The organism is Lysobacter humi (ex Lee et al. 2017) (assembly GCF_054781815.1).
In genome coordinates this window covers 244412-271129 of sequence record NZ_BAAGTR010000012.1, presented here as the reverse complement: position 1 = coordinate 271129, position 26718 = coordinate 244412, and the positions used below count along the sequence as shown (strand labels likewise).

The window sequence follows — 26718 nt, the reverse complement described above, 5'->3', positions numbered from 1 at the left end:
GGAGCCTCCCGCATGTCCTGGCTCAAGAAGCTCATGCCTTCGGGCATCCGCACCGAGGGCGCCTCGCGCCGCCGCAGCGTCCCCGAGGGGCTGTGGGAAAAGTGCGATCGCTGCGCCGCCGCGCTCTACCGCACCGAGCTCGAGGAGAACCTCGAGGTCTGCCCGAAGTGCTCGCACCATCGTCCGATCCGGGCCCGCGCGCGGCTCGCCGCGTTGTTCGACCCCGGCTCGACGCAGGAGATCGCGGCCCAGCTCGGCCCGGTCGACGTCCTGCGCTTCCGCGACCAGAAGAAGTACGCCGACCGCATCCGTGCCGCGCAGAAGTCCACCGGCGAGCGTGATGCGCTGATCGCGATGCGCGGCACGCTCGTCGGCCGCCCGCTCGTCGCCGCCTCGTTCGATTTCGCCTTCATGGGGGGCTCGATGGGCTCGGTGGTCGGCGAGCGCTTCGCGCGCGCGGCCGAGACTGCGCTCGAGATCGGCTGCCCGTTCGTGAACTTCTCGGCCTCGGGCGGCGCGCGGATGCAGGAGAGCCTGTTCTCGCTCATGCAGATGGCGAAGACCTCCGCGGCACTCGGGCGCCTGCGTGCCGCGGGCCTGCCCTACGTCTCGGTGCTCACGCATCCGACCACCGGCGGCGTCTCGGCCTCGTTCGCCATGCTCGGCGACATCAACATCGCCGAGCCCGAGGCCCTGATCGGCTTCGCCGGCCCGCGCGTGATCGAGCAGACGGTGCGCGAGAAGCTCCCCGAGGGCTTCCAGCGCTCCGAGTTCCTCGTCGAGCATGGCGCGATCGACCTCATCTGCGATCGCCGCCAGATGCGCGATCGCCTGGCCGCGCTGCTCGCGCTGATGATGAAGCAGCCCGCCCCGCAGGCGGAGGCCGAGGCGTGAGTCGCCGCTACTTCGGCACCGATGGCATCCGCGGCCGCGTGGGCGAGGGCGCCATCTCGGCGGACTTCGTGCTGCGCCTGGGCAATGCCTACGGCCACGCGCTGCGTGCGCGGGGGCCGGGCTGGCGCAAGCCCGTCGTGATCATCGGCAAGGACACCCGCATCTCGAACTACATGTTCGAGGCCGCGCTCGAGGCGGGCCTGGTCGCGGCCGGCGTCGACGTGCAGCTGATGGGCCCGATGCCCACGCCCGCCGTCGCGCACCTCACGCGCTCGCTGCGCGCCGACGGCGGCATCGTGATCTCCGCCTCGCACAATCCGCACCACGACAACGGCATCAAGTTCTTCTCCGCCGAAGGCGAGAAGCTCGACGACGAGACCGAGCTCGCGATCGAGGCGGCCTTGGACGAGCCGTTCCGCACCGCGGCGTCGGACGAGCTCGGCAAGGCGCTGCGCACCCGCGACGCGCTGGGCCGCTACATCGAGGCCTGCAAGACGTCCGTCCCGCGCGGCTTCGACCTCGGGGGCATGCGCATCGCCATGGACTGCGCGAATGGCGCGACGTACCAGCTCGCGCCGATGGTGCTGCGCGAGCTCGGCGCGCGCATCACCGCGATCGGCGTCGAGCCGAACGGCGTGAACATCAACGACGGCGTCGGGTCGACGCACCCGGAGGCCCTCGCCAAGCTGGTGGTCGAGTCGGGCGCGGACCTCGGCATCGCCTTCGACGGCGACGGTGACCGCGTGCTGTTCGTCGACGCCGACGGCAACGTGCGCGACGGCGATGACCTGATCTACGTGCTCGCGACCGACTGGCAGAAGACCGGCCGCCTGCGCGGCCCCGTGGTCGGCACGCTGATGACGAACTTCGGCCTGGAGCAGGCCCTCGGCGCGCTCGGGATCGAGTTCGTGCGCGCGAAGGTGGGCGACCGCTACGTGCACCAGCAGCTCATCGCGAACGGCGGCGTGCTGGGCGGCGAGGCGTCCGGCCACCTGCTGTGCCTGGATCGCGTGAGCACCGGCGACGGCATCGTGAGCGCCCTGCAGGTACTCGAAGTGCTGCGCCGATGCGGCGTGAGCCTCTCCGAGGCGCTCGCCGGCCTGCATCGCGTGCCACAGAAGACCATCAACGTCCGCTACGGGGCGGGCGCGAAGCCCGCGGACGCCGACTCGGTGAAAAGCGCGCTCGCGGCCGCGCAGGCGGCGGTGCAGGGCCGGGGGCGAGCCTTCCTGCGGCCTTCGGGCACGGAACCGGTCGTCCGCGTGACGGTGGAGGCCGACGACGCCGCGCTCGTGCAGTCCACCCTCGATACGCTCGCGGAGGCCGTGCGTGCCGCCGCCCTGACGCCGGTCAAGGCCGCGTCGTCCGCCGGCGACCCTGCCGGCTGCCCTCCTGCACCGTGATCCCATGAGCCAGATTCCGACCCTCGACATCCAGCGTTTCACCGACGACGCACCGCAGGCCGATCGCGACGCCTTCGTCGCCGAGCTCGGCGCAACCTACCGCGAATGGGGCTTCGCCGGCATCCGCAACCACGGCATCGACGCGCGGCTGATCGACGATGCATATCGCGTCTTCGCGGAGTTCTTCGCGCTGCCGGACGAGGTCAAGCGCAAGTACCACATCCCGGGCGGCGGCGGCGCGCGCGGCTACACGCCGTTCGGCATCGAGACCGCGAAGGGCGCGCAGCACTTCGACCTCAAGGAGTTCTTCCACATCGGCCGCGAGATCGCGCGCGATTCGAAGTACGCCGACGTGATGCCGCCGAACGTCTGGCCGGAGGAAGTCCGCGAGTTCCGCGACGTCGGCTACCGCCTGTATTGCGAACTCGACGCGCTCGGCTCGCGCATGCTCTCCGCACTCGCGTTGCACATCGGCCTGCCCGGCGACTACTTCGTCAACGTGACGAATGAGGGCAATTCGATCCTGCGCCCGATTCATTACCCGCCGATCACCACGCCGGACGTGCCCAACGAGCGCGCCGGCGCCCACGAGGACATCAACCTCATCACGCTTCTCGTCGGCGCGAGCGCGGAAGGGCTCGAGGTGAAATCGCGCAAGGGCGAGTGGGTGCCGTTCACGGCGCAGGCGGACACCATCGTCGTGAACATCGGCGACATGCTGCAGCGCCTGACCAACCACGTGTATCCGTCGACAACGCACCGCGTGGTCAATCCGCCCGGCGAGAAGGCACGGCAACCGCGGTATTCGACGCCGTTCTTCCTGCATCCCAACCCGGATTTCGTCATCGACGTGCTGCCGTCCTGCGTGACGGCCGACAATCCGAGCCGCTATCCGGAACCGATCACCGCACAGGGCTATCTCGAAGAACGGCTGCGCGAGATCAAGCTCAAGTAAAGGGCTGCGTCATCCGTGCGACGGCGGCTTCGGCCGCCGTCGTCGTCTCAGGCGCCCGCTTCGAGCGGGTGGATTCCTGCTTCCACGAACGCGGCTCGCCACTCGGCGAACTTCGATTCCGTATCCAGCTGCCGGTTCGCCGGGCTCGTCGACGGCAGCCGATGCAGCGTCGTGCCCGCGGGGATCGTCGTGGCCGGCACATGGCGCAGGAACGTCTGCTCGGCGGCCGCTCCGTTGAAGGCCACCAGTCGCAGACGCGGATGCCTCGCGAAGAAGTCGCCGAAATCATTCGCGCGCGCATCGCGGATCGCGCTGTCCAGGCTCCCCTCGCGCTCGCAGGAGGCGATGACGTCCCAGAGGGCGACGCCAGAGCCGACCAGCCGCTCGATGCGCTGCGCGTAGGGCAGGGAGGGCCCGGCACCGACCAGGCGGCCCATGAAGACCCAGAACAGGTTCTGCGGATGTCCGTAATAGCGCCCCGACCGGAGCGACGCCGCGCCGGGCATGCTCCCCAGCACGAGCAGGCGTGCAGCCGGGTTCTCGATCGGAGGCAGGCCGGCGAGGCTCGGCACGTGGCTGTCGTTCCTGTCGAAGGCTAGACTTCCGCGACTTTGCCATCGGAGACCGCAATGCGCCGTCGAATCGTCGCCGGGAACTGGAAGCTGCACGGGGACCGCGCCTTCGCCTGCGCATTGCTCGACGAGGTCGCGGCCGAGACCGCGCCGCCGGGTGTCGAGCGCCTGATCCTGCCGCCCGTGCCCTACCTGGCGGACCTCGCGTCCCGGTACGGCGACCGCGGCCTCGAGTTCGGCGCGCAGGACGTCAGCGCGAACGGGAAGGGCGCGTTCACGGGTGAAGTGTCGGCAGCGATGCTGGTCGACGTCGGCGCGCGCTTCGGGCTGGTGGGTCATTCCGAGCGCCGGCAGTACCACCACGAGACGAGCGAAATCGTGGCCGCGAAGTTCATGGCCGCGCGCGCGGCGGGCCTGGTGCCGGTGCTCTGCGTCGGCGAGACGCTGCACGACCGCGAGGACGGCCGCACGGAATGGCGCATCGAACAGCAGCTGGCCCCGCTGCTCGAGGCGCATGGCGCGGCCGCCCTGGACGGCGCCGTCGTCGCCTACGAGCCGATCTGGGCGATCGGCACCGGCCGCACGGCCAGCCCGGAGCAGGCGCAGGAGGTCCACGCCTTCATCCGTGGTGAGATCGCCCAGTACGATGCTAGAATCGCCGGCTCGCTGCCGATCCTCTATGGCGGCAGCGTCAAGCCCGACAACGCGGCCGAGCTGTTCGCACAGCCCGACGTCGACGGCGGGCTCGTCGGGGGCGCCTCGCTGGTGGCGGCCGACTTCAATGCCATCGTCCGGGCCGCGGCCCGCCAGGCCTAACGGATAGTCCGATGCTGTTCCTCAACATCATCTACGTGCTGCTCGCGATCGCGATGATCGCGCTCATCCTCATGCAGCGCGGCGCAGGCGCCCAGGCCGGTTCCGGCTTCGGTGGCGGCGCGTCGGGCACGGTGTTCGGCGCACGCGGCTCGGCGAACTTCCTGACGAAGGCGACGAAGTGGCTCGCCATCGCCTTCTTCGGCATCACCCTGCTGATGGCTTGGCAGGCCAGCAAGGGCGTGCGTGCGACGCGGACGGAGTCCGAGAGCCTCATGACGGAAGTGCCGGCCGCTCCCGCGACGGGCGCTGTTCCGGCACCCTCCACGGTGCCGGCTGCGCCTGCATCGTCCGGTGCCTCGGTCCCGGCCGCCCCCGCGGCCTCGGGTACTTCCGTTCCGGTCGCGCCGGCTCCGACCGGCGCCGCGGTTCCGGCCGCGCCGACCGCTGCGCCTTCGACGACGCAAACGCCGTCGACGGGTGGTTAATTCCCGGAATTCAGGTACAATGTGAAGCTCTGGCACGGAGCGCTGGAGCAGGGCGGATGACTGGCCCGAAACGTCCCGGATGACAAGCTTTTGCCCAGGTGGCGGAATTGGTAGACGCACTACCTTGAGGTGGTAGCGACTTAGGTCGTGGGGGTTCGAGTCCCCCCTTGGGCACCATTCACCGGAACATCCCCGACCCCGTGCAACGGGCGCGGGGCGGCGCAGGCGCCGCCGCGGTCGACGCGCACGCATGCCCGCGAGACCGAGAGAACACGAGTGCTGGCCGAATACCTGCCGACCCTGCTGTTCCTGATCGTCGCCGGTGGCATCGGCGTCGCACTCATCATCGTCGGCCGCGTACTCGGGCCGAAGACGCCGAATGCCGAAAAACTGCTCCCGTACGAAAGCGGCTTCAACGCTTTCGAAGACGCGCGCATGCAGTTCAACGTCCGCTACTACCTGATCGCGATCATCTTCATCGTCTTCGACTTGGAGATCGCGTTCGTCTTCCCCTGGGCGCTCGTCTTCCGCGAGCTCGGGGTCTTCGGCCTGATCGAGATGGGCACCTTCCTCGCGCTGCTGGTGATCGGATTCGCCTACGTGTGGAAGAAGGGCGCCCTGGAGTGGGAGTGAGCCCATGAGCGCACTCGAGAAATTCTCAAACCTGATGCACAACCCGCTGCCCGAAGGGCGGCTGGATGACATCCTGCTGCCGGAGGACCAGAACCCGGTCATGCAGCAGGGCTTCGTCACGACCAACCTGGACACGCTCTGGAACTGGGCACGCACCGGTTCGATGTGGCCGATGACCTTCGGTCTGGCGTGCTGCGCGGTCGAGATGATGCATGCGGGCGCATCGCGCCTCGACCTCGACCGCTACGGCGTCGTGTTCAGGCCTTCGCCGCGCCAGTCGGACGTGATGATCGTGGCCGGTACCTTGGTCAACAAGATGGCGCCGGCGCTGCGCCGCGTCTACGACCAGATGCCGGACCCGAAATGGGTCATCTCGATGGGCAGCTGCGCGAACGGCGGCGGCTACTACCACTACTCGTATTCGGTCGTCCGCGGCTGTGACCGCATCGTTCCCGTCGACATCTACGTGCCGGGCTGCCCGCCGACCGCCGAAGCGCTGACCTACGGCATCCTGCAGCTCCAGAAGAAGATCCGCCGCGGCACCAATTTCGGCGATGCTCGCCAGGGTATCCGCTGATGGCCGCCGGGTTCGCTTCGACGCGCGCGCTCGCGGCGGCGCTGCGCGAGCGCTTTCCCGCGGCCGCGGTGAGCGTCGCCGAGCCGCGCGGCGAGCTGACGCTCGAGATCTCGCCCGCGGCATGGTTCGAAACGGCCCTCGCGCTGCGCGACGACTTCGGTTTCGAGCAGCTTGTCGACCTCTGCGGCGTCGACTACCTCAGCTACGGCAGCGACGAGTGGGACACCTCCGTCTCGAACGAAGGTTTCTCGCGCGGTGTCGAGGGCAAGAGCACCGGCCGGATCCTCTGGGGCGAGCAGCCGAACGGCGCCGCGCTGGAGACCGATCGCCGCTTCGCCGTCGTCGCGCACCTGCTGTCCGTGCAGCACAACATGCGCGTGCGCATCCGCTGCTTCGCCGCGGACGACGACGTGCCCTCGGTGCCGTCGCTCGTCGACGTCTGGGCGGGGGTCAACTGGTTCGAGCGCGAGGCGTTCGACCTCTACGGCATCGTTTTCGACAACCATCCGGACCTGCGCCGCATCCTCACCGACTACGGCTTCGTCGGGCATCCGTTCCGCAAGGATTTCCCGCTGATCGGCAATGTCGAAGTGCGCTATGACGCCGAGCGCAGGCGCGTGGTCTACCAGCCCGTCACCATCGAGCCGCGCGTGCTCGTGCCGCGCGTGATCCGCGACGACGCGCGCTACGAGACGTCGCAGGGCGAAGCCGCCCAGCGTGCGGAGTCCAGGAAATGAGCGTCGTCGTCCCTCCGAGCCTCGCCGATGACATGGGTGCCCCCGCCGGTGGCGGCGGTCCCGAGATCCGCAACTATTCGCTGAATTTCGGCCCACAGCATCCGGCCGCTCACGGCGTGCTGCGCCTGATCCTCGAGATGGACGGCGAAGTCGTGCGCCGCGCCGATCCGCACATCGGGCTGCTTCATCGCGGCACCGAGAAGCTCGCCGAGACCAAGCCGTTCAACCAGTCGGTCCCGTACATGGACCGGCTGGACTACGTGTCCATGATGTGCAACGAGCACGCCTACGTGCGCGCCGTCGAGACGCTGCTGGGCATCGAGGCCCCGGAGCGCGCGCAGTGGATCCGGACGATGTTCGACGAGATCACCCGCATCAAGAACCACCTGATGTGGATCGGCTCGAACGCGCTCGACCTCGGCGCGATGGCGGTCTTCCTCTATGCGTTCCGCGAGCGCGAGGAGCTCATGGACGTGTACGAGGCGGTGTCGGGCGCGCGCCTGCACGCCGCGTATTACCGTCCCGGCGGCGTGTACCGCGACCTGCCGGAGCGCATGTCGAAGTACCGCGAGTCGCCATGGCGCAAGGGCAAGGACCTCAAGCGCTTCAACGAGTCGCGCGAAGGCTCCGTGCTCGACTTCATCGAGGCGTTCACGCGCGACTTCCCGACGCGTATCGACGAGTACGAGACGCTCCTCACCGAGAACCGCATCTGGAAGCAGCGCACCGTCGGCGTCGGCGTGATCTCGCCGGAGCAGGCGCATGCCTGGGGCATGAGCGGCCCGGTGCTGCGCGGCTCGGGCGTCGCTTGGGACCTGCGCAAGACGCAGCCCTACGCGCGCTACGATCAGGTCGACTTCGACATCCCGATCGGCACCGGCGGTGACTGCTACGACCGCTACCTGGTGCGTGTCGCGGAGATGCGCGAGTCGAACAAGATCATCCAGCAGTGCGTGAAGTGGCTTCGGGCGAACCCGGGCCCCGTGATCGTCGACAACTTCAAGGTCGCCCCGCCCAAGCGCGAGGAGATGAAGGACGACATGGAAGCCCTCATCCATCACTTCAAGCTCTTCTCCGAGGGCTACTGCGTGCCGCCGGGCGAGACCTATGCGGCGGTGGAAGCCCCGAAGGGCGAGTTCGGCGTGTACCTGATCTCGGACGGCGCGAACAAGCCGTTCCGCCTGAAGGTCCGCGCGCCGGGCTTCGCACACCTCTCGTCGATGGACGCGATCGTCAAGGGCCACATGCTGGCCGACGTGGTCGCGATGATCGGCACCTACGACATCGTCTTCGGCGAGATCGACCGCTGACGCGGCGAGCATTCGGACTGCAATGAAAGCGACCGGCAATTTCGAGGCCTGCCAGAACGTCGACCCGATGGTCGCGTTGACGGACGCCACTCGCGCGCACATCGACCACTGGCTGTCGAAATTCCCGGCCGATCGCCGCCGCTCGGCGGTGCTGCAGGGCCTGCATGCGGTGCAGGAGCAGAACGGTGGCTGGCTGTCGGACGAGCTGATCGCCGCGGTGGCCAAGTACATCGGTATTCCACCGGTGTGGGCCTACGAGGTCGCAAGCTTCTACTCGATGTTCGAGACGGAGAAGGTCGGCCGCCACAACGTCGCCTTCTGCACGAACATCAGCTGCTGGCTCAACGGCGCCGAGCAGCTCGTCGAGCACGCCGAAAGGAAGCTCGGCTGCAAGCTCGGCCAGTCCACGGCCGACGGCCGTGTCTACCTGAAGCGCGAAGAGGAATGCCTCGCCGCCTGCTGCGGGGCGCCGGTCGTCGTCATCAACGGGCATTACCACGAGAAGCTCGACCCCGCGAAGGTCGACGCGCTTCTCGACGGGCTGGAGTAACGGCGCCATGGCGCATTCCCACCACGACTATTCCAAGGGCTACGGCCCGGTCGGCCCGGCGCCGCAGGAGCACAACGTCGTCTACACGACGCTGCACTTCGACACGCCGTGGTCGTACGAGAACTATCTCAAGACGGGCGGCTACGCGGCGTGGCGCAAGATCCTGACCGAGAGGATCGAGCCGGCGGCGATCATCGACATGGTGAAGGCCTCGGGCCTGCGCGGCCGCGGCGGCGCGGGCTTCCCGACGGGCCTGAAGTGGTCGTTCATGCCGAAGGGCCCGGGCCAGAAGTACATCCTGTGCAATTCGGACGAGTCCGAGCCGGGCACGGCCAAGGACCGCGACATCCTGCGCTTCAATCCACATGCGGTCGTCGAGGGCATGGCGATCGCCTGCTACGCGACGGGTTCGACTGCCGCCTACAACTACCTGCGCGGCGAATTCCACCACGAGCCGTTCGAGCACTTCGAGCAGGCGCTGAAGGAGGCCTACGAGAACGGGCTTCTTGGTAAGAACGTGCTGGGCAGCGGCGTCGATGTCAACATCTACGGCGCGCTCGGTGCCGGCGCCTACATCTGCGGTGAAGAGACCGCCCTGATGGAGTCGCTGGAAGGCAAGAAGGGCCAGCCCCGCTACAAGCCGCCGTTCCCGGCGAACTTCGGCCTCTACGGCAAGCCGACGACCATCAACAACACCGAGACCTACGCCTCGGTGCCGGCGATCATCCGCAATGGCGCGGAATGGTTCGCCGGGCTGGGCAAGCCGAACAATGGCGGCCCGAAGGTGTTCTCCGTGTCCGGTCATGTGGCCAACCCGGGCAATTTCGAGATCCGCCTGGGCACCCCGTTCTCCGAGCTGCTGCAGATGGCCGGCGGCGTTCGCGGCGGCCGGAAGCTCAAGGGCGTCATCCCGGGTGGCTCGTCGATGCCGGTGCTGCCGGGCGACACGATGATGTCGCTGACGATGGACTACGACTCGATCCAGAAGGCCGGCTCCGGTCTCGGCTCGGGCGCGGTCATCGTGATGGACGACACGACGTGCATGGTGCGCGCCTGCCAGCGCATCGCGCGCTTCTACTTCAAGGAGTCGTGCGGCCAGTGCACGCCGTGCCGCGAAGGCACCGGCTGGATGTACCGGATGCTCACGCGCATCGTCGAGAAGACCGCGACGCTCGACGACCTGCACATGCTGCGCGCCGCCGCCGGCCAGATCGAGGGCCACACCATCTGCGCGTTCGGCGAGGCCGCCGCGTGGCCGGTGCAGGGCTTCCTGAGACATTTCTGGCATGAATTCGAGTACGCGATCGTCAATAAGCGCTTCCTCGTCGACGACGAGGCGGCGGGCACCGTCGTGACGCAGCAGGTGGCCGCATGAGCGCCCAGCCCGTGAATCCGAACCTGCCGCCCGACCACGTCACCGTCACGATCGACGGCGTCGAGATGGCCGCGCCCAAGGGCTCGATGATCATCCAGGCCGCCGATAAGGCGGGCATCCCGATCCCGCGCTTCTGCTACCACGACAAGCTCAGCGTCGCGGCGAACTGCCGCATGTGCCTGGTCGAAGTCGAGAAGATGCCGAAGCCGGCGCCGGCCTGTGCCACGCCGGTGATGGACGGCATGAAGGTCGTCACGCGCAGCGAGAAGGCGCTGAAGAGCCAGCGCAACGTGATGGAGTTCCTGCTGATCAACCATCCGCTCGACTGCCCGATCTGCGACCAGGGCGGCGAGTGCGAGCTGCAGGATCTGTCGATGGGCTACGGCCGGTCGATCTCCCGTTTCTCCGAGCGCAAGCGCACGGTGCCCGACGAGGACATCGGTCCGCTGGTCGCCACCGAGATGACGCGCTGCATCCAGTGCACGCGCTGTGTGCGCTTCACCGCGGAAGTCGCCGGCACGTACGAGCTCGGCGGCATGTACCGCGGCGAGAACCTGCAGATCGGCACCTATGACGGCAAGCCGCTGACGACCGAGCTTTCGGGCAACGTCATCGACGTCTGCCCGGTCGGCGCGCTGACCAACAAGGTCTTCCAGTTCCGCGCCCGCCCGTGGGAGCTGACCGCGCGCGAATCGCTCGGCTACCACGATGCGCTCGGCAGCAACCTGTTCCTGCACGTGCGTCGCGGCGAAGTGCTGCGCACCGTCCCGCGCGACAACGACGCGGTCAACGAGTGCTGGCTGTCGGACCGCGACCGCTATTCGCACCAGGGCCTCTACGCGGCCGACCGCGCGACGCGCCCGATGGTGAAGGAGGGCGGCGAGTGGCGCGAGGCGTCGTGGGAGCAGGCGCTCGCACGCGCCGCGCAGATCCTGCGCGACAACGGTGCGGACCGCCTCGGCATGCTCGTGCATCCGTCGACGTCGAACGAGGAGGGTGCGCTGCTCGCGCGCCTGGCCGAGGCGCTCGGCACCGGCAACCTCGATCACCGTATCGGCCAGAGCGACCTCTCCGACGGCGTCGCCGCCGAGCCGTTCGCGATGCCGGTCGCCGACTTCTCGACGGCCGACGCCGTCGTCATCATCGGCTCCAACCTGCGCCACGAGCTGCCTCTGCTGCATGCGCGCATCCGCCGCGCTTGGATGCGCGGTGCCAAGGTCTACGTCGTCAACCCCGTCGACTTCGACTTCGCCTTCGAAGTCGCGGGTCGCCAGATCGTCGCGCCGTCCGCACTCGCCGGCGCGCTCGCCGATCCGGGCCTGCGCGAGGCGTTGCAGGGTGCGACGTCCGCGGCCGTCGTGGTCGGCGCCATCGCCGAGAACGGCCCGAATGCCGCGTCGATCCGTGCGGCCGCGCGCGACCTTGCCAATGCGACGGGCGCGCGCCTGTGCCGCATCCCGCAGGGCGCGAACGCGCTCGGGCTCGCGCGCCATGGCGTGCTGCCGGCCTCGCGCGACGCGCTCGGCATGCTCGCCGACGCGCGTTCCGCATACGTTCTGTACGGCATCGAGCCGGGCCTGGATTTCGCCGCGAGCGCGACGGCACTCGCCGCACTGTCGGGCGCGCAGGTCGTCGCGTTCAGCCACTTCGCCTGCGAATCGACGCGTGCCGTCGCGGACGTGATCCTGCCGATCGGCGCGTTGCCTGAAGTCGACGCGACCCTCACGAACCTCGAAGGTCGCGACCAGCGTGCCGTGGCCGGTGGAAAGCTGCCGGACGAGGCACGTCCGGGCTGGCGTGTCATCCGTGCGCTCGCCGGCGAGCTCGGCGCGCCGGGCTTCGAGTTCGTCGACTTCGCGGGCGCGCGCGCAACGATCGCGCCGCGGGACGTGCAGATCGCGGCCGGCGCGGTACCCGCGCGCGGCGGCACGGGCCTCGAGCTCGCCGTCAGTCCGGGTATCTACCGTGTCGACGCCGTGGTGCGCCGGGCGCCCGCGCTCCAGCAGCATCCGCTCAACCGTGACGCGCGCGCGTTCATCGCAGCGCAGGATGCGGATGCCGCCGGCCTGACGAGCGGCGTGATGGCCCGCTTTCGCATCGGTGAGGGCAGCGCGGTGCTCCCGGTCGAGGTGAGCGGCAAGGTCGCGGTGGGCACCGTGTATGTCGAAGGCGGCCATGGCGCGACCGCGCCGCTGGGCGCCGGCCGCGTCGAGATGGGGAGGGCCTGACGCATGCTCGGTGAATCGATCGACGCGCTGCGCGACTGGTTCCTCGGCTTCGGTGCCGCGGGCGTGGTGGCCTGGATCGTCCTGAAGGTCCTGGCGATCGCGATGCCGGTGATCATCGCCGTGGCGTTCTACGTTGTCTGGGAGCGCAAGCTCATCGGCTGGATGCACGTGCGCCACGGGCCGATGTACGTCGGCATGGGCATCCTGCAGGCCTTCGCGGACGTCTTCAAACTGCTGTTCAAGGAAGTGATCCAGCCCGCACGGGCGGAGAAGTTCCTGTACGTGCTGGCGCCACTTCTCGCGCTCGCACCGGCATTCGCGGCGTGGGCGGTCGTGCCGTTCGACACGAAGCTGGTGCTCGCCGACGTCAATGCGGGCCTGTTGTACCTGCTCGCGATGACGTCGCTGGGCGTCTACGGCACCATCCTCGCGGGCTGGGCATCGAACTCGAAGTACGCCTTCCTCGGCGCGATGCGCGCCGCCGCGCAGGTGGTGTCCTACGAGATCGCGATGGGCTTCGCGATGGTCGGGGTGCTGATCGCCGCCGGCACGCTCAACCTCTCGGCGATCGTGCAGGCGCAGGCGGGCAATGCCGGTCTGTTCGAGTGGTTCTGGCTGCCGCTGCTGCCGCTGTTCGTCGTCTACTTCATCTCGGGCGTCGCCGAAACGAACCGCGCGCCGTTCGACGTGGTCGAGGGGGAGTCGGAGATCGTCGCCGGCCACATGGTCGAATACTCGGGCTCGCAGTTCGCGCTCTTCTTCCTCGCCGAATACGCGAACATGATCCTGGTCAGCTTCCTGACCTCGATCTTCTTCCTCGGCGGCTGGCTGAGCCCTTTCCAGGGCCTGTACGACGGGGACGTCCACTGGCTCGTGAACTGGCTCTGGATGGGCGGCTGGCCGTGGCTCCTGCTCAAGGCCGCGTTCTTCGCCAGTGCCTTCATCTGGTTCCGCGCCTCGTTCCCGCGTTACCGCTACGACCAGATCATGCGCCTGGGCTGGAAGGTCTTCATTCCGCTCACGATCGCGTGGATCTGCGTCACCGCCCTGATGGCCTATTTCGGCGTCTTCCTGCCCGGCGAGTGAGAGACGCGACGACCCCATGAACCGCATCACGTCCTATTTCAAGAGCCTGCTGCTGCTGGAGCTTTTCCAGGGCCTGTGGCTGACGCTGAAGTACCTCTTCAAGCCGAAGTACACGGTGATGTACCCGATGGAGAAGATCCCGCAGTCGCACCGCTTCCGCGGGATCCACGCGCTGCGCCGTTACCCGAACGGCGAGGAGCGTTGCATCGCGTGCAAGCTGTGCGAGGCGGTGTGCCCGGCGCTCGCCATCACGATCGATTCCGAGAAGCGCGAGGACGGCACGCGGCGCACCACGCGCTACGACATCGACCTGTTCAAGTGCATCTACTGCGGCTTTTGCGAGGAGTCGTGCCCGGTCGACTCGATCGTCGAGACGCACATCCTCGAGTACCACTTCGACGCACGCGGCCAGAATATCGTCACCAAGCCGCAGCTGCTGGCGATCGGCGACCGCCTCGAGACCGAGCTGGCCGAGCGCCGGCAGCTCGATGCCCGTTACCGCTGAGGACGCCATGGACTTCGCGCAGATCGCATTCCTCCTGTTCGCGACGGTCGCCACGCTGTCGGCGATCGCCGTGATCAGCCTGCGGAACCCGGTGCATGCCGTGCTCGCGCTGGTGCTCACGTTCTTCTCCGTCTCGTGCACGTGGATCGTCGCGGGCGCCGAGTTCCTCGGCATCGCGCTGATCCTCGTCTACGTCGGCGCCGTGATGGTGCTGTTCCTGTTCGTGGTGATGATGCTCGACATCGACGTCGGCCCCATGCGCAAGGGCTTCGCCCGGTACCTTCCCGTGGGCCTCGCGGTCGCGATCGTCATGCTCGTCGAGATCGTCACGTTGATCGGCGTGCGCGCCAACATGGCGACGCCCTTCGCGGACAATGCCGCGACCGATGGCACGCCGAACACGGTCTGGCTCGCGCGGACGCTCTTCACCGACTTCCTGCTGCCGTTCGAGGTCGCCGCGGTGATCCTGACCATCGCGGTCGTCGCCGCCGTCATGCTCACGCTTCGCCACCGCGAGGGCGTGCGCCAGCAAGATCCGGCCTGGCAGGCGAGGGTGCGTGCGTCCGACCGCCTGCGCATGGTGCGCATGGACGCGGTGCGCCCGGCGCCGCCCGCCGCGGAGAACACCGGAGGCGAGGCATGAATCTTTTCGACGGGGGCGTCACCCTCGGCCATTACCTCGCGCTGGGTGCGGTGATCTTCTGCATCAGCGTGGCCGGGATCTTCCTCAACCGCCGCAACATCATCGTTCTGCTGATGTCGATCGAGCTGATGCTGCTCGCGGTGAACATCAACTTCGTCGGCTTCTCGCGCCATCTGGGCGACGCGGCCGGGCAGGTCTTCGTGTTCTTCATCCTCACGGTCGCGGCCGCCGAGGCCGCGATCGGCCTGGCGATCCTCGTCACCCTGTTCCGCAACCGGCGCACGATCAACGTGGCCGAAATCGATTCGATGAAGGGTTGATCCGATGCCCGGAGTGGAGCACGCCATTTCCAAGTCCGTCCTGCTGGCGATCGTCCTCGCCCCGCTGATCGGCTCGATCCTGGCCGGCCTGTTCGGCCGGAAGATCGGCCGCGCCGGCGCGCACTGGGCGACGATCCTCGGCGTGGCGACGAGCTGTGCCCTGTCGATCCACGTGCTCTGGCAGCTCGTGGGGCAGGGCGCGCCGCCGTTCAACGAGAACCTCTACACCTGGTTCGACATCGGCGGCATCCAGGCCCACGTCGGCTTCATGGTCGACAAGCTGACCGCGATGATGATGGTGGTGGTCACCTTCGTGTCGCTGCTCGTGCACATCTACACGATCGGCTACATGCACGAGGACGCCGGCTACCAGCGCTTCTTCAGCTATATCTCGCTGTTCACGTTCTCGATGCTCATGCTGGTCATGAGCAACAACTTCCTGCAGCTGTTTTTCGGCTGGGAAGCGGTGGGCCTGGTTTCGTACCTGCTGATCGGCTTCTGGTTCAAGAAGCCGACAGCGGTGTTCGCGAACCTCAAGGCGTTCCTCGTCAACCGCGTGGGCGACTTCGGCTTCCTGCTGGGCATCGCCGGCATCCTCCTCACCACGGGCTCGCTCGACTACGGCGTGGTGTTCGCGCACGCCGGCCAGATCGCGCAGCAGACCCTCCCGGTCTTCGACGGCGTCGCGTGGCCGGCGATCACCGTGATCTGCATCTGCCTGTTCATCGGCGCGATGGGCAAGTCGGCGCAGGTGCCGCTGCACGTCTGGTTGCCGGACTCCATGGAAGGCCCGACCCCGATCTCGGCGCTGATCCATGCCGCGACGATGGTCACCGCGGGCATCTTCATGGTCGCCCGCATGTCGCCGCTGTTCGAGCTCAGCCAGACGGCGCTGAACTTCATCCTGTTCGTCGGCGCGACCACCGCCTTCTGGACGGGCCTGATCGGCATCGTGCAGAACGACATCAAGCGCGTCGTCGCCTACTCGACGCTCTCGCAGCTCGGCTACATGACGGTCGCGCTCGGTGCCTCGGCCTATTCCGCGGCCGTCTTCCATTTGATGACGCACGCCTTCTTCAAGGCATTGCTGTTCCTGGCCGCCGGCAGCGTGATCATCGGCATGCACCACGAGCAGGACATGCGGAAGATGGGTGGCCTGCGCAAGTACATGCCCATCACGTACTGGACGAGCCTAATCGGCACGCTCGCGCTCGTCGCGACGCCGTTCTTCAGCGGCTTCTACTCGAAGGACATGATCATCGAAGCCGCCCACGTCGCCGCGGAGCGGAATCCTTCGTGGATCGCGGACTACGCCTACTGGGCCGTTCTGCTCGGCGCGTTCGTCACCGCGTTCTACAGCTTCCGGCTGCTGTACCTCACGTTCCATGGCAAGGAGCGGTTCCGCGACGCGGCGCCGTCCGACGCGCATGCCAATGTCGACGCGCACCACGAAGGCAGCCAGACGTTGCACGAGCCGCTGCACGACGACGGCCATGGCCATCACGACGACCACGGCCACCACGGCCCGGTCGAGCCGCACGAGTCGCCCTGGGTGGTCACCCTGCCGCTGATCCTGCTGGCGATCCCGTCGATTCTCGTCGGTTACTTCACGGCCGGCCCGATGCTCTTCGGCACGGACTGGGCCGGTCACCACCAGCAGCTCCCGTTCTTCCTCGGCGCGATCGACCTCGACGCCGCGCGCGACACGATGGCGCAGGTGAAGTCCGAGTTCTGGCACGGCCCGACTGCGCTCGCGCTCCACGGCTTCCAGACGCCGGGCTTCTGGCTCGCCTTCGCGGGCTTCGCGCTCGCCACGGTGATGTACCTGTGGAAGCCCGAGCTCGCGGACCGCGCGCGCCGGATGTTCGCGCTGCCGATCCGCGTGCTCGAGAACAAGTACGGCTTCGACCACCTGTGGATCGACGGCTTCGCCGGCGGCGGCGTCGGCCTTGGTCGGGCGTCGCGCGCGATCGACAGCGCCGTGATCGACGGCGCCGCCGTGAACGGCAGCGCCCGCCTCGTCGAGCTGGTCGCGCGCATGTCGCGTCGCCTGCAGTCCGGCTACCTCTACCACTATGCGTTCGCGATGATCGTCGGCCTGATCCTGCTCCTGGCCTTCCTCATCCGCGGCTGGCAATGAACCTAGGATCCGCGACGTGAGCCCCGAGCCCCTGAACGGGACCTTCCCCTTGTTGAGCCTCCTGATCTGGCTGCCGATCCTCGGCGGCGCGGCCACGCTCGCCTTCGGCAACACGCGCCCGAACGCGGCGCGCTGGTTCGCGGTGCTCGTCGCCGCCGTAACGCTGCTGGCGAGCATCCCGCTGTTCACCGGCTTCGACCTTGCCAACCCCGGCATGCAGTTCGTCGAGAACCGCATCTGGATCGCGGCCTACGACATCCACTACCACCTCGGCGTGGACGGCATCTCGGCGGCCCTCATCGGTCTGACGACGTTCACCTCCGTCCTCGTGCTGATCGGCGCGTGGGGCTCGATCGACCAGCGCGTCAGCCAGTACTACGCGGCATTCCTCATCCTCGAGGGCCTGATGGTCGGCGTCTTCGCGGCGCTGGACTCGATGCTGTTCTATGTCTTCTTCGAAGGCATGCTGATCCCGATGTTCATCATCATCGGCGTCTGGGGCGGCCCGCGCCGCGTCTACGCGTCGGTGAAGTTCTTCCTCTACACCTTCCTCGGCTCGCTCTTCATGCTGGTCGGGCTGGTCTATCTCTACCTCAAGACGGGCAGCTGGCAGCTCGCGGATCTCTATGCCGCGCCGCTGTCGATGACCGAGCAGACGTGGCTCTTCTTCGCCTTCTTCATCGCGTTCGCGGTGAAGGTGCCGATGTTCCCGGTCCATACCTGGCTTCCGGACGCGCACGTCGAGGCGCCGACCGCCGGCTCCGTCGTGCTGGCCGCGATCATGCTGAAGATCGGCGGCTACGGCTTCCTGCGCTTCACGCTGCCGATCGTTCCCGACGCCAGCGCCGAATGGGCGTGGCTCGCGATCACGCTGAGCCTGATCGCCGTCGTGTACGTGGGCCTCGTCGCCCTCGTGCAGGACGACATGAAGAAGCTGATCGCCTATTCGTCGATCTCGCACATGGGCTTCGTCACGCTCGGCACCTTCATCGCCTTGGCGATGGTGCGTGAGCACGGCAATGCCGCAGGCGCGCAGCTCGGCCTGCAGGGCGCGATGGTGCAGATGATCAGCCACGGATTCATTTCCGGCGCGATGTTCAGCTGCGTGGGCGTGCTCTACGACCGCCTGCATTCGCGCATGATCCGTGACTACGGCGGCGTCGCGAACGTGATGCCGTGGTTCGCCGCGTTCATGGTGCTGTTCGCGATGGCGAATTCGGGCCTGCCCGGCACGTCGGGTTTCGTCGGCGAGTTCATGGTGATCCTCGCGAGCTTCCAGGCCCATCCGCTGCTCGCGTTCGCGGCCGCCACCACGCTGATCATCGGCGCGGGTTACACGCTGTGGCTCGTCAAGCGCGTGATCTGGGGCGACATCACCAATCCGCACGTGGCGGAGCTGACCGACATCAACCGCCGCGAGGGCTTCGTGCTCTCCGCCTTCGCTGCCGGCGTCCTGCTGCTCGGCCTCTGGCCCAAGCCGCTGACGGACCTCATGCAGCCTTCGATCGCGCAGCTCGCCGCGCAGATCGAAGCGACCAAGCTGTAAGCACGCCGACGGAATCCGCTCCGCATGTCCCTGACCACGCCGACCGCCGCCGACCTGCTGCCACTCCTCCCGGAGATGGTACTGACGGGCGCCGCCTTCTTCCTGCTGATGCTCGACCTGTTCCTCGACGAGCGGCGCCGGATCGTGACGCATGCCGGTGCGGTGGTCGCGCTGCTCGTCACCGCCGTGCTCGTGCTGAACCAGCCGGGTGGCGAGGTAAGCACGCTCAGCGGCATGTTCGTCCGCGACACCGCGACCGACGTATTGCAGGTGTCGATCCTCGGCATCTCGCTGCTGTCGCTGCTCTACATCTGGCCGTTCCTGCGCGCGCGGGGGCTCTATCGCGGCGAGATCGCGGTGCTCGTGCTGTTCGCGACCGTCGGCATGATGCTGCTGGTCGCCGCCGGCAGCCTCGTGATGGTCTATCTCGGTCTCGAGATGCTCGCCCTGTGCTCGTATGCACTGGTGGCGATCGATCGCGACAGCCCGCTCGCCTCCGAGTCGGCGATCAAGTATTTCGTGCTCGGCTCGCTCGCCTCGGGCCTGCTGCTGTACGGCATGTCGCTCGTCTATGGCGCGACCGGCACGCTCGATCTCGAAGGCATCGCCGCGGCGGTGTCGGCATCGAACGACATGCTGCTCATTACGGGCGTGGTCTTCATGCTCGCGGGCGTCGCCTTCAAGTTCGGCGGCGCGCCGTTCCATATGTGGTTGCCGGACGTCTACACGGGCGCGCCGACGCCGATCACCCTGTTCGTCGGTTCCGCACCGAAGCTCGCGAGCTTCGGCATGGCCTATCGCCTGTTCGAAGTGGCCGCCGGCGACCTGAGCGACCAGTGGCGCCTGCTGGTCGCGGCAATCGCGGTGGCTTCGCTCGCCATCGGCAACCTCGCGGCGATGCTGCAGGGCAACTTCAAGCGCATGCTCGCGTATTCAACGGTCTCGCACGTCGGCTTCCTGTTCATGGGTCTCGCAGGCGGCGGTAGCCAGGGCCTCGCGGCCGCGATGTTCTATGCGATCAGCTATGCGCTGATGGCGGTGGCGGCGTTCGGCACGATCGTGGTGCTGTCCTCCCGTGGCTTCGAGGCCGACCGCGTCGACGATTACCGCGGTCTCAATGCGCGCAGCCCGTGGCTCGCCGGCCTCGTCCTGTGCGTCATGGCATCGCTGGCGGGCCTGCCGCCGTTCCTCGGCTTCTGGGCGAAGCTCGCGGTTCTCCGCGCGGCGGTGGACGGCGGAATGCTGTGGCTCGCGCTGGTCGGCGTCGTGTTCGCCGTGGTGGGCGCGTTCTACTACCTGCGCATCGTCAAGGCGATGTACTTCGACAAGCCGGACGGTGACGTGCCTGCCGTTGCGGCGAGCCGCCCGATGCTGATGGTCTTCGGCGTCAACGCACTCGCACTCCTGGCCCTCGGCCTCGCGTGGAGCCCCATCATGGCGTGGTGCCAGCAGGCCTTCGCCTGATCCCGCGCTGAAAATGATCGTGAGGCAGCGTATTCAGGCTTGCGCTGCTGTGAACTCCGGCATACAATTCTCGGCCTGATGCGGGGTGGAGCAGTCTGGCAGCTCGTCGGGCTCATAACCCGAAGGTCGCAGGTTCAAATCCTGCCCCCGCTACCACATTGATTCGATAGTCGGCGGCATCGCGATCGAATGAATGCTTGGGCTCGACGGTCGCGGCTCCACGCGATCGACCGACATCCAGCAGTACCGGACAAGGGGCCCAATGGGCCCCTTGTCGTTTTCCGGGGCGACGTTTCGCCGATCGACCGGATGGAGTGGATACGCATGGCCGACAAAGCCACCGAAATCGCGAGGCTGCTGGGCCCGACCGTCGAGTCGCTGGGTCTGGAGCTGCTCGGCACCGAGTACCTGCCGTCTCCCGGCGGCGCGGTCCTGCGCCTGTACATCGACGTGCCGGCCGGCAGCGAAGAGGGCCGCCATGTGGGGATCGAGGATTGCGAGTCGGTGAGCCGCGAGGTTTCCGCGCTGCTCGACGTCGAGGATCCGATCAGCGGCAACTACACGCTCGAGGTGTCGTCGCCGGGCGTCGATCGTCCGCTCTTCACCGTCGAGCACTTCGCGCGCTACGTCGGCGAAACCGCGAAGGTGACGCTCAAGCTGCCGCAGGACGGCCGTCGTCGCCTGCAGGGGCGCATCGTCGCGGTGGAAGGCGGCAGCGTCCGCTTCGAGATCGAGGGCCTCGGCGGCCAACCCCTGGAGATGGCCGTTTCGGCCGAGAACATCGAGAAGGCGCGCCTGGTCCCCGATTGGGTCGCCCTCGGCTATGCGCCTTCCAAGGATTCCAAGGGTCGCCCCGGCAAGGCCGGCAAGGCGCCCGGAAAGCAGTCCAACCCTAAGCCGGCGGCCGGGCGGCCGTCCCGTGCGGAGTAATCAGAAATGAGCAAGGAACTGTTGCTGGTCGTCGATGCGGTCGCCAACGAGAAGGGCGTGCCGCGCGACGTGATCTTCGAGGCGATCGAGGCGGCGCTCGCGTCCGCCGCGAAGAAGCGCTATCAGGACGAGGACGTCCTCGTGCGCGTCGCGATCGACCGCAAGGACGGCAGCTACGAGACCTTCCGCCGCATGGAAGTGGTCGCCGACGACGTCGTGATGGAGTCGCCCGACCGCCAGATCCGCCTGATGGACGCGATCGACGAGGTCGACGGCGTCGAGGTCGGCGACTTCATCGAGGAGCAGATCGAGAACCCGGAGTTCGGGCGTATCGCCGCGCAGGCCGCGAAGCAGGTCATCGTGCAGAAGGTGCGCGAGGCGGAGCGCCAGCAGGTCATCGACGCATGGAAGGATCGCGTCGGCGAGCTGATCACGGGCGTCGTCAAGCGCGTGGAGCGCGGCAACATCTACGTCGATCTCGGCGGCAACGCCGAGGCGATCATTCCGAAGGACAAGGGCATTCCGCGCGACGTGGTCCGCACCGGCGACCGCATCCGCGGTTTCCTGTTCGACGTGCGCCCCGAGCCGCGCGGCCCGCAGATCTTCATCAGCCGCGCCGCGCCCGAATTCATGATGGAGCTGTTCAAGCTCGAGGTGCCTGAAGTGAGCCAGGGCCTCGTGTCGATCCGCGCCTGCGCGCGTGATCCGGGCGACCGCGCCAAGATCGCGGTGCTCGCACACGACAACCGCACGGATCCGATCGGCGCCTGCATCGGCATGCGCGGCTCGCGCGTGCAGGCCGTGAGCAACGAGCTCAACGGCGAGCGCGTCGACATCATCCTGTGGTCGGACAACCCCGCGCAGTTCGTCATCAATGCGATGGCGCCGGCCGAGGTGCAGTCGATCGTGGTCGACGAGGACAAGCACTCGATGGACCTCGCGGTCGCCGAGGAGCGCCTCGCGCAGGCGATCGGCAAGGGTGGCCAGAACGTGCGGCTCGCCAGCCGCCTCACGGGCTGGCAGCTCAACGTGATGACCGCCGACCAGGTGCAGGCCAAGAGCGAGGCCGAGCAGGCCGCGTCGCGCCAGCTGTTCCAGGACAAGCTGGAGGTCGACGAGGAGATCGCCGGCATCCTCGTGTCGGAAGGCTTCAACACCGTCGAGGAAATCGCCTACGTGCCGGTCGGCGAGCTGCTCGCGATCGAGGGCTTCGACGAGGATATCGTCGAGGAACTCCGCTCGCGTGCCCGCGACTCGCTGCTCAACGACGCGCTCGCCGAGGAGGAGTCGCTGGAAGGGCAGCAGCCGTCCGACGACCTGCTCGCGCTCGAGGGCATGGACGAGGCGACGGCGCATGCGCTCGCCGCGGCCGGCATCCGCACCAGCGAGGAGCTCTCGGAGCTCGGCGCCGACGAGGTCGTCGAGTTCGGCATCGAGGGGCTGGACGAGGAGCGCGCGGCCGCGCTGATCCTGGCCGCCCGCGCGGAAGAGATCGCCCGGCTGGAACGCGAGGCCTGACGGCCCCGGGGTCTAGAATCGCACCATCCCGCGCGGGCCACGGCCGGCGCCACGAAACCACGGATTCCGAATGTCGCAGCAAACCACGATTCGCAAGCTTGCCGAGCTGGTCAACACGCCGGTCGAAAAGCTGCTCGAACAGCTTGCCGAAGCCGGCATGAAGTTCAGCGGCCCCGACCAGGTCGTGACCAGCATCGAGAAAGTGAAGCTGCTGGGCTTCCTCAAGCGCTCGCACGGCAAGGCCGACACGGCGGCCGAGGTCGAGGCACCGAAGAAGATCACGCTGAACCGAAGCCGCAAGCAGGAGATCACGGTCGGCGGCGGCAAGGCGAAGCAGACGGTCGACGTCGTCGTCCGCAAGAAGGTCACGCTGGTGCGGGACGCCGACGGCGGCACGAGCGGCGTGACCGACGAGCGTGCGGAGATCCTGCGCAAGCTCGAGGAATCGCGCCAGCGCAACCTCGACGAGCAGCAGCGCCTCGCCGAATCGGATCGCAAGCGTGCCGAGGAGATCCAGCGCGCACGCGAGGAAGCGGCGGCTGCCGAGCGCGCTCGCCTCGAGGCCGAGGCGATCGCCAAGGCCGCAGCGGAGCCCGAGGTCGAGGCGCGCAAGCCGGCGCACGGCCATGGGCGTCCCGCGCCGCGCGCCGCCGAGCCTGCCCGCGCACCCGCGCATGCGCCGGCCCACAAGACCCGTGGCTCGCACGTCATGCAGACCACGGTCGAGGACGACGATCGCACCAGCCGCTTCGCCGGCCAGATGCACCTCAGCGCCGCCGATCGCGCGCGCCGTGGCGCGGGCGGCCGTGGCAAGCCGAAGCCGGCCGGCCGTCGCCAGCCCGACCAGAGCCGCACGGGGTCGGGCTTCATGCGCCCGACCGCGCCGGTCAAGCGCGAAGTCGCGATTGGCGAGACGATCACCGTCGCCGACCTCGCGCAGAAGCTCGCGCTCAAGGGCGGTGACGTCGTCAAGGCGCTCTTCAAGATGGGCGTGATGGCGACCATCAATCAGACGATCGACCACGACACCGCGGCGCTGGTGACCGAGGAGCTCGGCCACACCGCGACGCGCGCCGACGCGACGACCGCCGAGGACCTGCTCCTCGCGCACGTCGAGGAAGGGCAGGGCGAGAAGGCGGTGCGTCCGCCGGTCGTCACGATCATGGGCCACGTCGACCACGGCAAGACGTCGCTGCTCGACCACATCCGCCGCACGCGCGTCGCTTCGGGCGAGGCCGGTGGAATCACGCAGCATATCGGCGCGTACCACGTCGAGACGCCGAAGGGCGTCATCAGTTTCCTCGATACCCCGGGCCACTCCGCGTTCTCGGCGATGCGCGCGCGCGGCGCGAAGCTGACCGACATCGTGGTGCTCGTGGTCGCGGCCGACGACGGCGTCATGCCGCAGACGGTCGAGGCGATCCAGCATGCGAAGGCCGCAGGCGTGCCGGTGGTGGTCGCGATCAACAAGATCGACAAGTCGGACGCCGACCCGAGCCGCGTCAAGAACGAGCTGCTCGCGCACGATCTCGTCGCCGAGGAATTCGGCGGCGACGTGCAGATGGTCGAGCTCTCGGCCAAGACCGGCCAGGGCATCGACGACCTGCTCGACTCGCTCCTGCTGCAGGCCGAGGTGCTCGAGCTGCGCGCGGTGCCGGAAGGCCGCGCCACGGGCGTGGTCATCGAGTCCGCGCTCGACAAGGGCCGCGGCCCGGTCGCCACGGTGCTCGTCCAGCAGGGCGCGCTCGCCAAGGGCGACTACGTCGTCTGCGGCGTGCAGTACGGCCGCGTGCGTGCGCTGTTCGACGAGAACGGCCGCCAGGTCGATTCGGCAGGCCCGTCGATCCCGGTGCAGGTGCTCGGCCTGTCGGGCGTGCCGGATGCGGGCGACGACTTCGTCGTCGTCGCGGACGAGCGCCTGGCGAAGGATGTCGCCCAGCAGCGCGACACCAAGCGCCGCGAGTCGCGGCTGGTCGCGCAGGGCGGTAACCGCATGGAGGACATCCTCGCGCAGATGGGCGAGGGCGCCAGCCAGCAGACGCTCAACCTCGTGGTGAAGGCGGACGTGCAGGGCTCCGTGCAGGCGCTGCGCGATGCGCTGACCAGCCTCTCGAACGAGCAGATCCGCATCAACGTGATCGGCGGCGGCGTCGGCGGCATCACCGAGTCCGACGCGCAGCTCGCCGGCACGTCGAAGGCCACGATCATCGGCTTCAACGTCCGTGCGGATGCGACGGCGCGCAAGGTCATCGAGAACCAGGGCATCGACCTGCGCTACTTCTCGATCATCTATGACGTCATCGACCAGGTGAAGCAGATCGCCTCGGGCGTGCTCGGCAAGGAGATCCGCGAGGAGATCATCGGCACCGCCGAGGTGCGCGACGTGTTCCGCTCCTCGAAGTTCGGCGCGGTTGCGGGCTCGATCGTCATCGAGGGCGTCATCCGCCGCGGCAAGCCGATCCGCGTGCTGCGCCAGGACACGGTGATCTTCGAGGGCGAGCTGGAGTCGCTGCGTCGCTTCAAGGAGAACGTCGACGAGGTGCGCAACGGCACCGAGTGCGGCATCGGTGTCAAGGCGTACAACGACGTCAAGGCGGGCGACAAGATCGAGTGCTTCGAGCGCATCGAAGTGCAGCGCACGCTCTGAGCCATGCCGTCCAAGTCCTTCCATCGCACCGACCGCGTCGCCGCCCAGCTCCGCCGTGAGCTGGGCACGCTCGTGCACCAGGCCGTCCGTGACCTCGGGCTGCCGTCCGTCAGCGTGTCCGACGTCGAGATCACGCGCGACATGGCGCATGCGAAGGTCTTCGTGACGGCGCTGCAGGGCGAGCGCGGGCCGGAGGCGGTCAAGGGCCTGCGCGAGGCCGCCAAGGACATCCGTTACGAGCTCGCCCGCGCGATGAAGCTGCGGCACGTGCCGGAGCTGCATTTCGCGTACGACGCATCGCTCGACCGCGGCGAGCGCATCGAGCAGCTGCTCCAGCGCGACCGCCCGGCCGACGGCGACGAGGCCGACGCGACGGGCGGAACCGACGGCGAGGCGTGAGCCTGCCGGCCACGCCGTGCGCGAGAAGACCCGCTTCCGCCGCCTGGACGGCATCCTGCTGCTCGACAAGCCCGCCGGGCTGAGCTCGAACCAGGCGCTGCAGCGCGTCCGCCATCTGCTGCGGGCCGAGAAGGCCGGTCATACCGGTAGCCTCGATCCGCTCGCGACCGGCCTGCTGCCCATCTGCTTCGGCGAGGCCACGAAGATCGCGGGGCTGCTGCTCGGCGCGCGGAAGGCCTATGCGACCACCGCGCGGCTCGGCCTCACCACCGATACCGATGACGCGGACGGGCTGCCGCTGCGCGAGCGGCCGGTTCCTGCAGTCGATGCCGCCATGCTGGAGGCCGCCCTCGCGCCGCTGCGCGGGCGGATCACCCAGCGCGCGCCCATCTATTCGGCCCTCAAGCAGGGCGGCGAGCCGCTCTACGCTCGCGCCCGGCGGGGCGAGGCTGTGCAAGCGCCGGAGCGCGAGGTGGAGGTGCACGACCTGCGTGCGGTCGCCTACGACGGTACCGACATCGAGCTGCACGTCGAATGCGGCTCGGGCACCTACGTCCGGAGCCTGGTGCGCGACCTCGGCGAGGCGCTCGGTTGCGGCGCGCACGTCACGCGGCTCCGCCGGCTGTGGGTCGACCCGTTCCGCAGCCCCGACATGCTCGGGCTCGACGCGCTGCACGAGCTTTCGGAGCGGCCGGACGCGCTCGACGCGCGGATCCTGCCGATCGAGGTGGGGCTCGCCGGCTTCCCGTCCACGACGCTCCCGCCCGAAATGGCCCGCCGCTTCGGGCACGGGCAGGCCGTGCCGCTGGACACGCTAGGTGACGGCCTGCGCGGCGGCGTGACGATCGTGGCGAAGGCCGAGGACGGCCGCCTGCTCGGGCTCGCCTCGCGTGAAGGCGAGCTGCTGCGGCCGCAGCGGCTTTTCAGCTGGGCCGCCGCTTAGCACCCGCCGCCAGACGGCGACTCTTCGCCTTGTTGGGCCGGC

The 26718-nt window shown here is 68.3% G+C and carries 25 protein-coding genes and 2 tRNA genes; 26 read left to right on the top strand and 1 reads right to left on the bottom strand.

Features of this window, described 5'->3' with window-relative positions; genetic code table 11:
• The first annotated feature begins 12 nt into the window (after window positions 1-12).
• The 3 genes from accD to ACYVJJ_RS12265 are packed head-to-tail and all read left to right on the top strand — an operon-like array spanning window position 13 to window position 3252.
• Window positions 13-894 (top strand): acetyl-CoA carboxylase, carboxyltransferase subunit beta, encoded by an 882-nt coding sequence (gene accD / locus ACYVJJ_RS12275; protein WP_460833946.1) that lies wholly within the window; start codon window positions 13-15, stop codon window positions 892-894.
• The gene (gene glmM, locus ACYVJJ_RS12270; protein ID WP_460833944.1) at window positions 891-2297 is read left to right on the top strand and encodes a phosphoglucosamine mutase; all 1407 of its coding nucleotides are present in this window, start codon (window positions 891-893) and stop codon (window positions 2295-2297) included. The genes accD and glmM overlap by 4 nt, the downstream gene beginning before the upstream one ends.
• Window positions 2298-2301: 4 nt before the next feature.
• Window positions 2302-3252, top strand: a complete 951-nt coding sequence (locus tag ACYVJJ_RS12265) for an isopenicillin N synthase family dioxygenase (protein WP_460833942.1) — start codon at window positions 2302-2304, stop codon at window positions 3250-3252.
• A 47-nt stretch (window positions 3253-3299) separates the two neighbouring features.
• Here the strand turns inward: ACYVJJ_RS12265 and ACYVJJ_RS12260 are convergent, their stop codons facing one another.
• Window positions 3300-3824, bottom strand: a complete 525-nt coding sequence (locus tag ACYVJJ_RS12260) for a DNA-deoxyinosine glycosylase (RefSeq protein WP_460833940.1) — start codon at window positions 3822-3824, stop codon at window positions 3300-3302.
• A gap of 57 nt (window positions 3825-3881) precedes the next feature.
• Between ACYVJJ_RS12260 and tpiA the strand changes: the two genes are divergently transcribed.
• The 23 genes from tpiA to truB all read left to right on the top strand — a co-directional run bounded on the left by tpiA (window position 3882) and on the right by truB (window position 26676).
• A complete protein-coding gene (tpiA, locus tag ACYVJJ_RS12255; protein ID WP_460833939.1) occupies window positions 3882-4640 on the top strand; it encodes a triose-phosphate isomerase in 759 nt (252 codons plus the stop codon).
• An 11-nt stretch (window positions 4641-4651) separates the two neighbouring features.
• Window positions 4652-5125: a preprotein translocase subunit SecG gene (gene secG / locus ACYVJJ_RS12250; protein ID WP_460833938.1), complete on the top strand. Its 474-nt coding sequence runs from the start codon at window positions 4652-4654 to the stop codon at window positions 5123-5125.
• Window positions 5126-5217: 92 nt separating this feature from the next.
• Window positions 5218-5302, top strand: a tRNA-Leu gene (locus ACYVJJ_RS12245).
• A 99-nt stretch (window positions 5303-5401) separates the two neighbouring features.
• Window positions 5402-5758, top strand: a complete 357-nt coding sequence (locus ACYVJJ_RS12240) for an NADH-quinone oxidoreductase subunit A (protein WP_460833936.1) — start codon at window positions 5402-5404, stop codon at window positions 5756-5758.
• A gap of 4 nt (window positions 5759-5762) precedes the next feature.
• On the top strand, window positions 5763-6335 hold the full coding sequence (locus ACYVJJ_RS12235) for a NuoB/complex I 20 kDa subunit family protein (protein ID WP_460833934.1): 573 nt from the start codon (window positions 5763-5765) through the stop codon (window positions 6333-6335).
• Window positions 6335-7072, top strand: coding sequence for an NADH-quinone oxidoreductase subunit C (locus ACYVJJ_RS12230; protein WP_460833932.1), 738 nt, complete (start codon window positions 6335-6337; stop codon window positions 7070-7072). The genes ACYVJJ_RS12235 and ACYVJJ_RS12230 overlap by 1 nt, the downstream gene beginning before the upstream one ends.
• 32 nt (window positions 7073-7104) lie before the next feature.
• Complete coding sequence (locus ACYVJJ_RS12225; RefSeq protein ID WP_460834679.1) at window positions 7105-8382, top strand: NADH-quinone oxidoreductase subunit D; 1278 nt, start codon at window positions 7105-7107, stop codon at window positions 8380-8382.
• Window positions 8383-8404: 22 nt separating this feature from the next.
• Window positions 8405-8932: an NADH-quinone oxidoreductase subunit NuoE gene (gene nuoE / locus ACYVJJ_RS12220; RefSeq protein WP_460833931.1), complete on the top strand. Its 528-nt coding sequence runs from the start codon at window positions 8405-8407 to the stop codon at window positions 8930-8932.
• A gap of 7 nt (window positions 8933-8939) precedes the next feature.
• Entirely contained in the window at window positions 8940-10307 is a 1368-nt protein-coding gene (gene nuoF / locus ACYVJJ_RS12215; protein ID WP_460833929.1) for an NADH-quinone oxidoreductase subunit NuoF, read from the top strand.
• Window positions 10304-12535 carry an NADH-quinone oxidoreductase subunit NuoG gene (nuoG, locus tag ACYVJJ_RS12210; protein WP_460833927.1) on the top strand — a complete coding sequence of 744 codons (2232 nt, stop codon included), beginning with the start codon at window positions 10304-10306 and terminating at the stop codon, window positions 12533-12535. The genes nuoF and nuoG overlap by 4 nt, the downstream gene beginning before the upstream one ends.
• 3 nt (window positions 12536-12538) lie before the next feature.
• Window positions 12539-13621, top strand: a complete 1083-nt coding sequence (nuoH, locus tag ACYVJJ_RS12205) for an NADH-quinone oxidoreductase subunit NuoH (RefSeq protein ID WP_460833925.1) — start codon at window positions 12539-12541, stop codon at window positions 13619-13621.
• A 16-nt stretch (window positions 13622-13637) separates the two neighbouring features.
• Window positions 13638-14126 (top strand): NADH-quinone oxidoreductase subunit NuoI, encoded by a 489-nt coding sequence (nuoI, locus tag ACYVJJ_RS12200; protein ID WP_460833924.1) that lies wholly within the window; start codon window positions 13638-13640, stop codon window positions 14124-14126.
• Window positions 14127-14133: 7 nt separating this feature from the next.
• Window positions 14134-14769 (top strand): NADH-quinone oxidoreductase subunit J, encoded by a 636-nt coding sequence (locus tag ACYVJJ_RS12195; RefSeq protein ID WP_460834677.1) that lies wholly within the window; start codon window positions 14134-14136, stop codon window positions 14767-14769.
• Entirely contained in the window at window positions 14766-15089 is a 324-nt protein-coding gene (gene nuoK / locus ACYVJJ_RS12190) for an NADH-quinone oxidoreductase subunit NuoK (protein ID WP_460833922.1), read from the top strand. The genes ACYVJJ_RS12195 and nuoK overlap by 4 nt, the downstream gene beginning before the upstream one ends.
• Before the next feature lie 13 nt (window positions 15090-15102).
• A complete protein-coding gene (nuoL, locus tag ACYVJJ_RS12185; protein WP_460833920.1) occupies window positions 15103-17229 on the top strand; it encodes an NADH-quinone oxidoreductase subunit L in 2127 nt (708 codons plus the stop codon).
• 31 nt (window positions 17230-17260) lie between these two features.
• Window positions 17261-18775 carry an NADH-quinone oxidoreductase subunit M gene (locus ACYVJJ_RS12180; protein WP_460834675.1) on the top strand — a complete coding sequence of 505 codons (1515 nt, stop codon included), beginning with the start codon at window positions 17261-17263 and terminating at the stop codon, window positions 18773-18775.
• A 30-nt stretch (window positions 18776-18805) separates the two neighbouring features.
• Window positions 18806-20239: an NADH-quinone oxidoreductase subunit NuoN gene (gene nuoN, locus ACYVJJ_RS12175; protein ID WP_460834674.1), complete on the top strand. Its 1434-nt coding sequence runs from the start codon at window positions 18806-18808 to the stop codon at window positions 20237-20239.
• A gap of 79 nt (window positions 20240-20318) precedes the next feature.
• Window positions 20319-20395 (top strand) — tRNA-Met (locus ACYVJJ_RS12170).
• A gap of 168 nt (window positions 20396-20563) precedes the next feature.
• Window positions 20564-21169, top strand: coding sequence for a ribosome maturation factor RimP (locus ACYVJJ_RS12165; protein WP_460833918.1), 606 nt, complete (start codon window positions 20564-20566; stop codon window positions 21167-21169).
• A gap of 6 nt (window positions 21170-21175) precedes the next feature.
• A complete protein-coding gene (gene nusA, locus ACYVJJ_RS12160; RefSeq protein WP_460833917.1) occupies window positions 21176-22687 on the top strand; it encodes a transcription termination factor NusA in 1512 nt (503 codons plus the stop codon).
• 70 nt (window positions 22688-22757) lie between these two features.
• On the top strand, window positions 22758-25334 hold the full coding sequence (gene infB / locus ACYVJJ_RS12155) for a translation initiation factor IF-2 (RefSeq protein WP_460833915.1): 2577 nt from the start codon (window positions 22758-22760) through the stop codon (window positions 25332-25334).
• Window positions 25335-25337: 3 nt separating this feature from the next.
• Window positions 25338-25733 carry a 30S ribosome-binding factor RbfA gene (gene rbfA / locus ACYVJJ_RS12150; RefSeq protein WP_460833914.1) on the top strand — a complete coding sequence of 132 codons (396 nt, stop codon included), beginning with the start codon at window positions 25338-25340 and terminating at the stop codon, window positions 25731-25733.
• A gap of 16 nt (window positions 25734-25749) precedes the next feature.
• On the top strand, window positions 25750-26676 hold the full coding sequence (gene truB, locus ACYVJJ_RS12145; RefSeq protein ID WP_460833912.1) for a tRNA pseudouridine(55) synthase TruB: 927 nt from the start codon (window positions 25750-25752) through the stop codon (window positions 26674-26676).
• Window positions 26677-26718 lie beyond the last annotated feature (42 nt).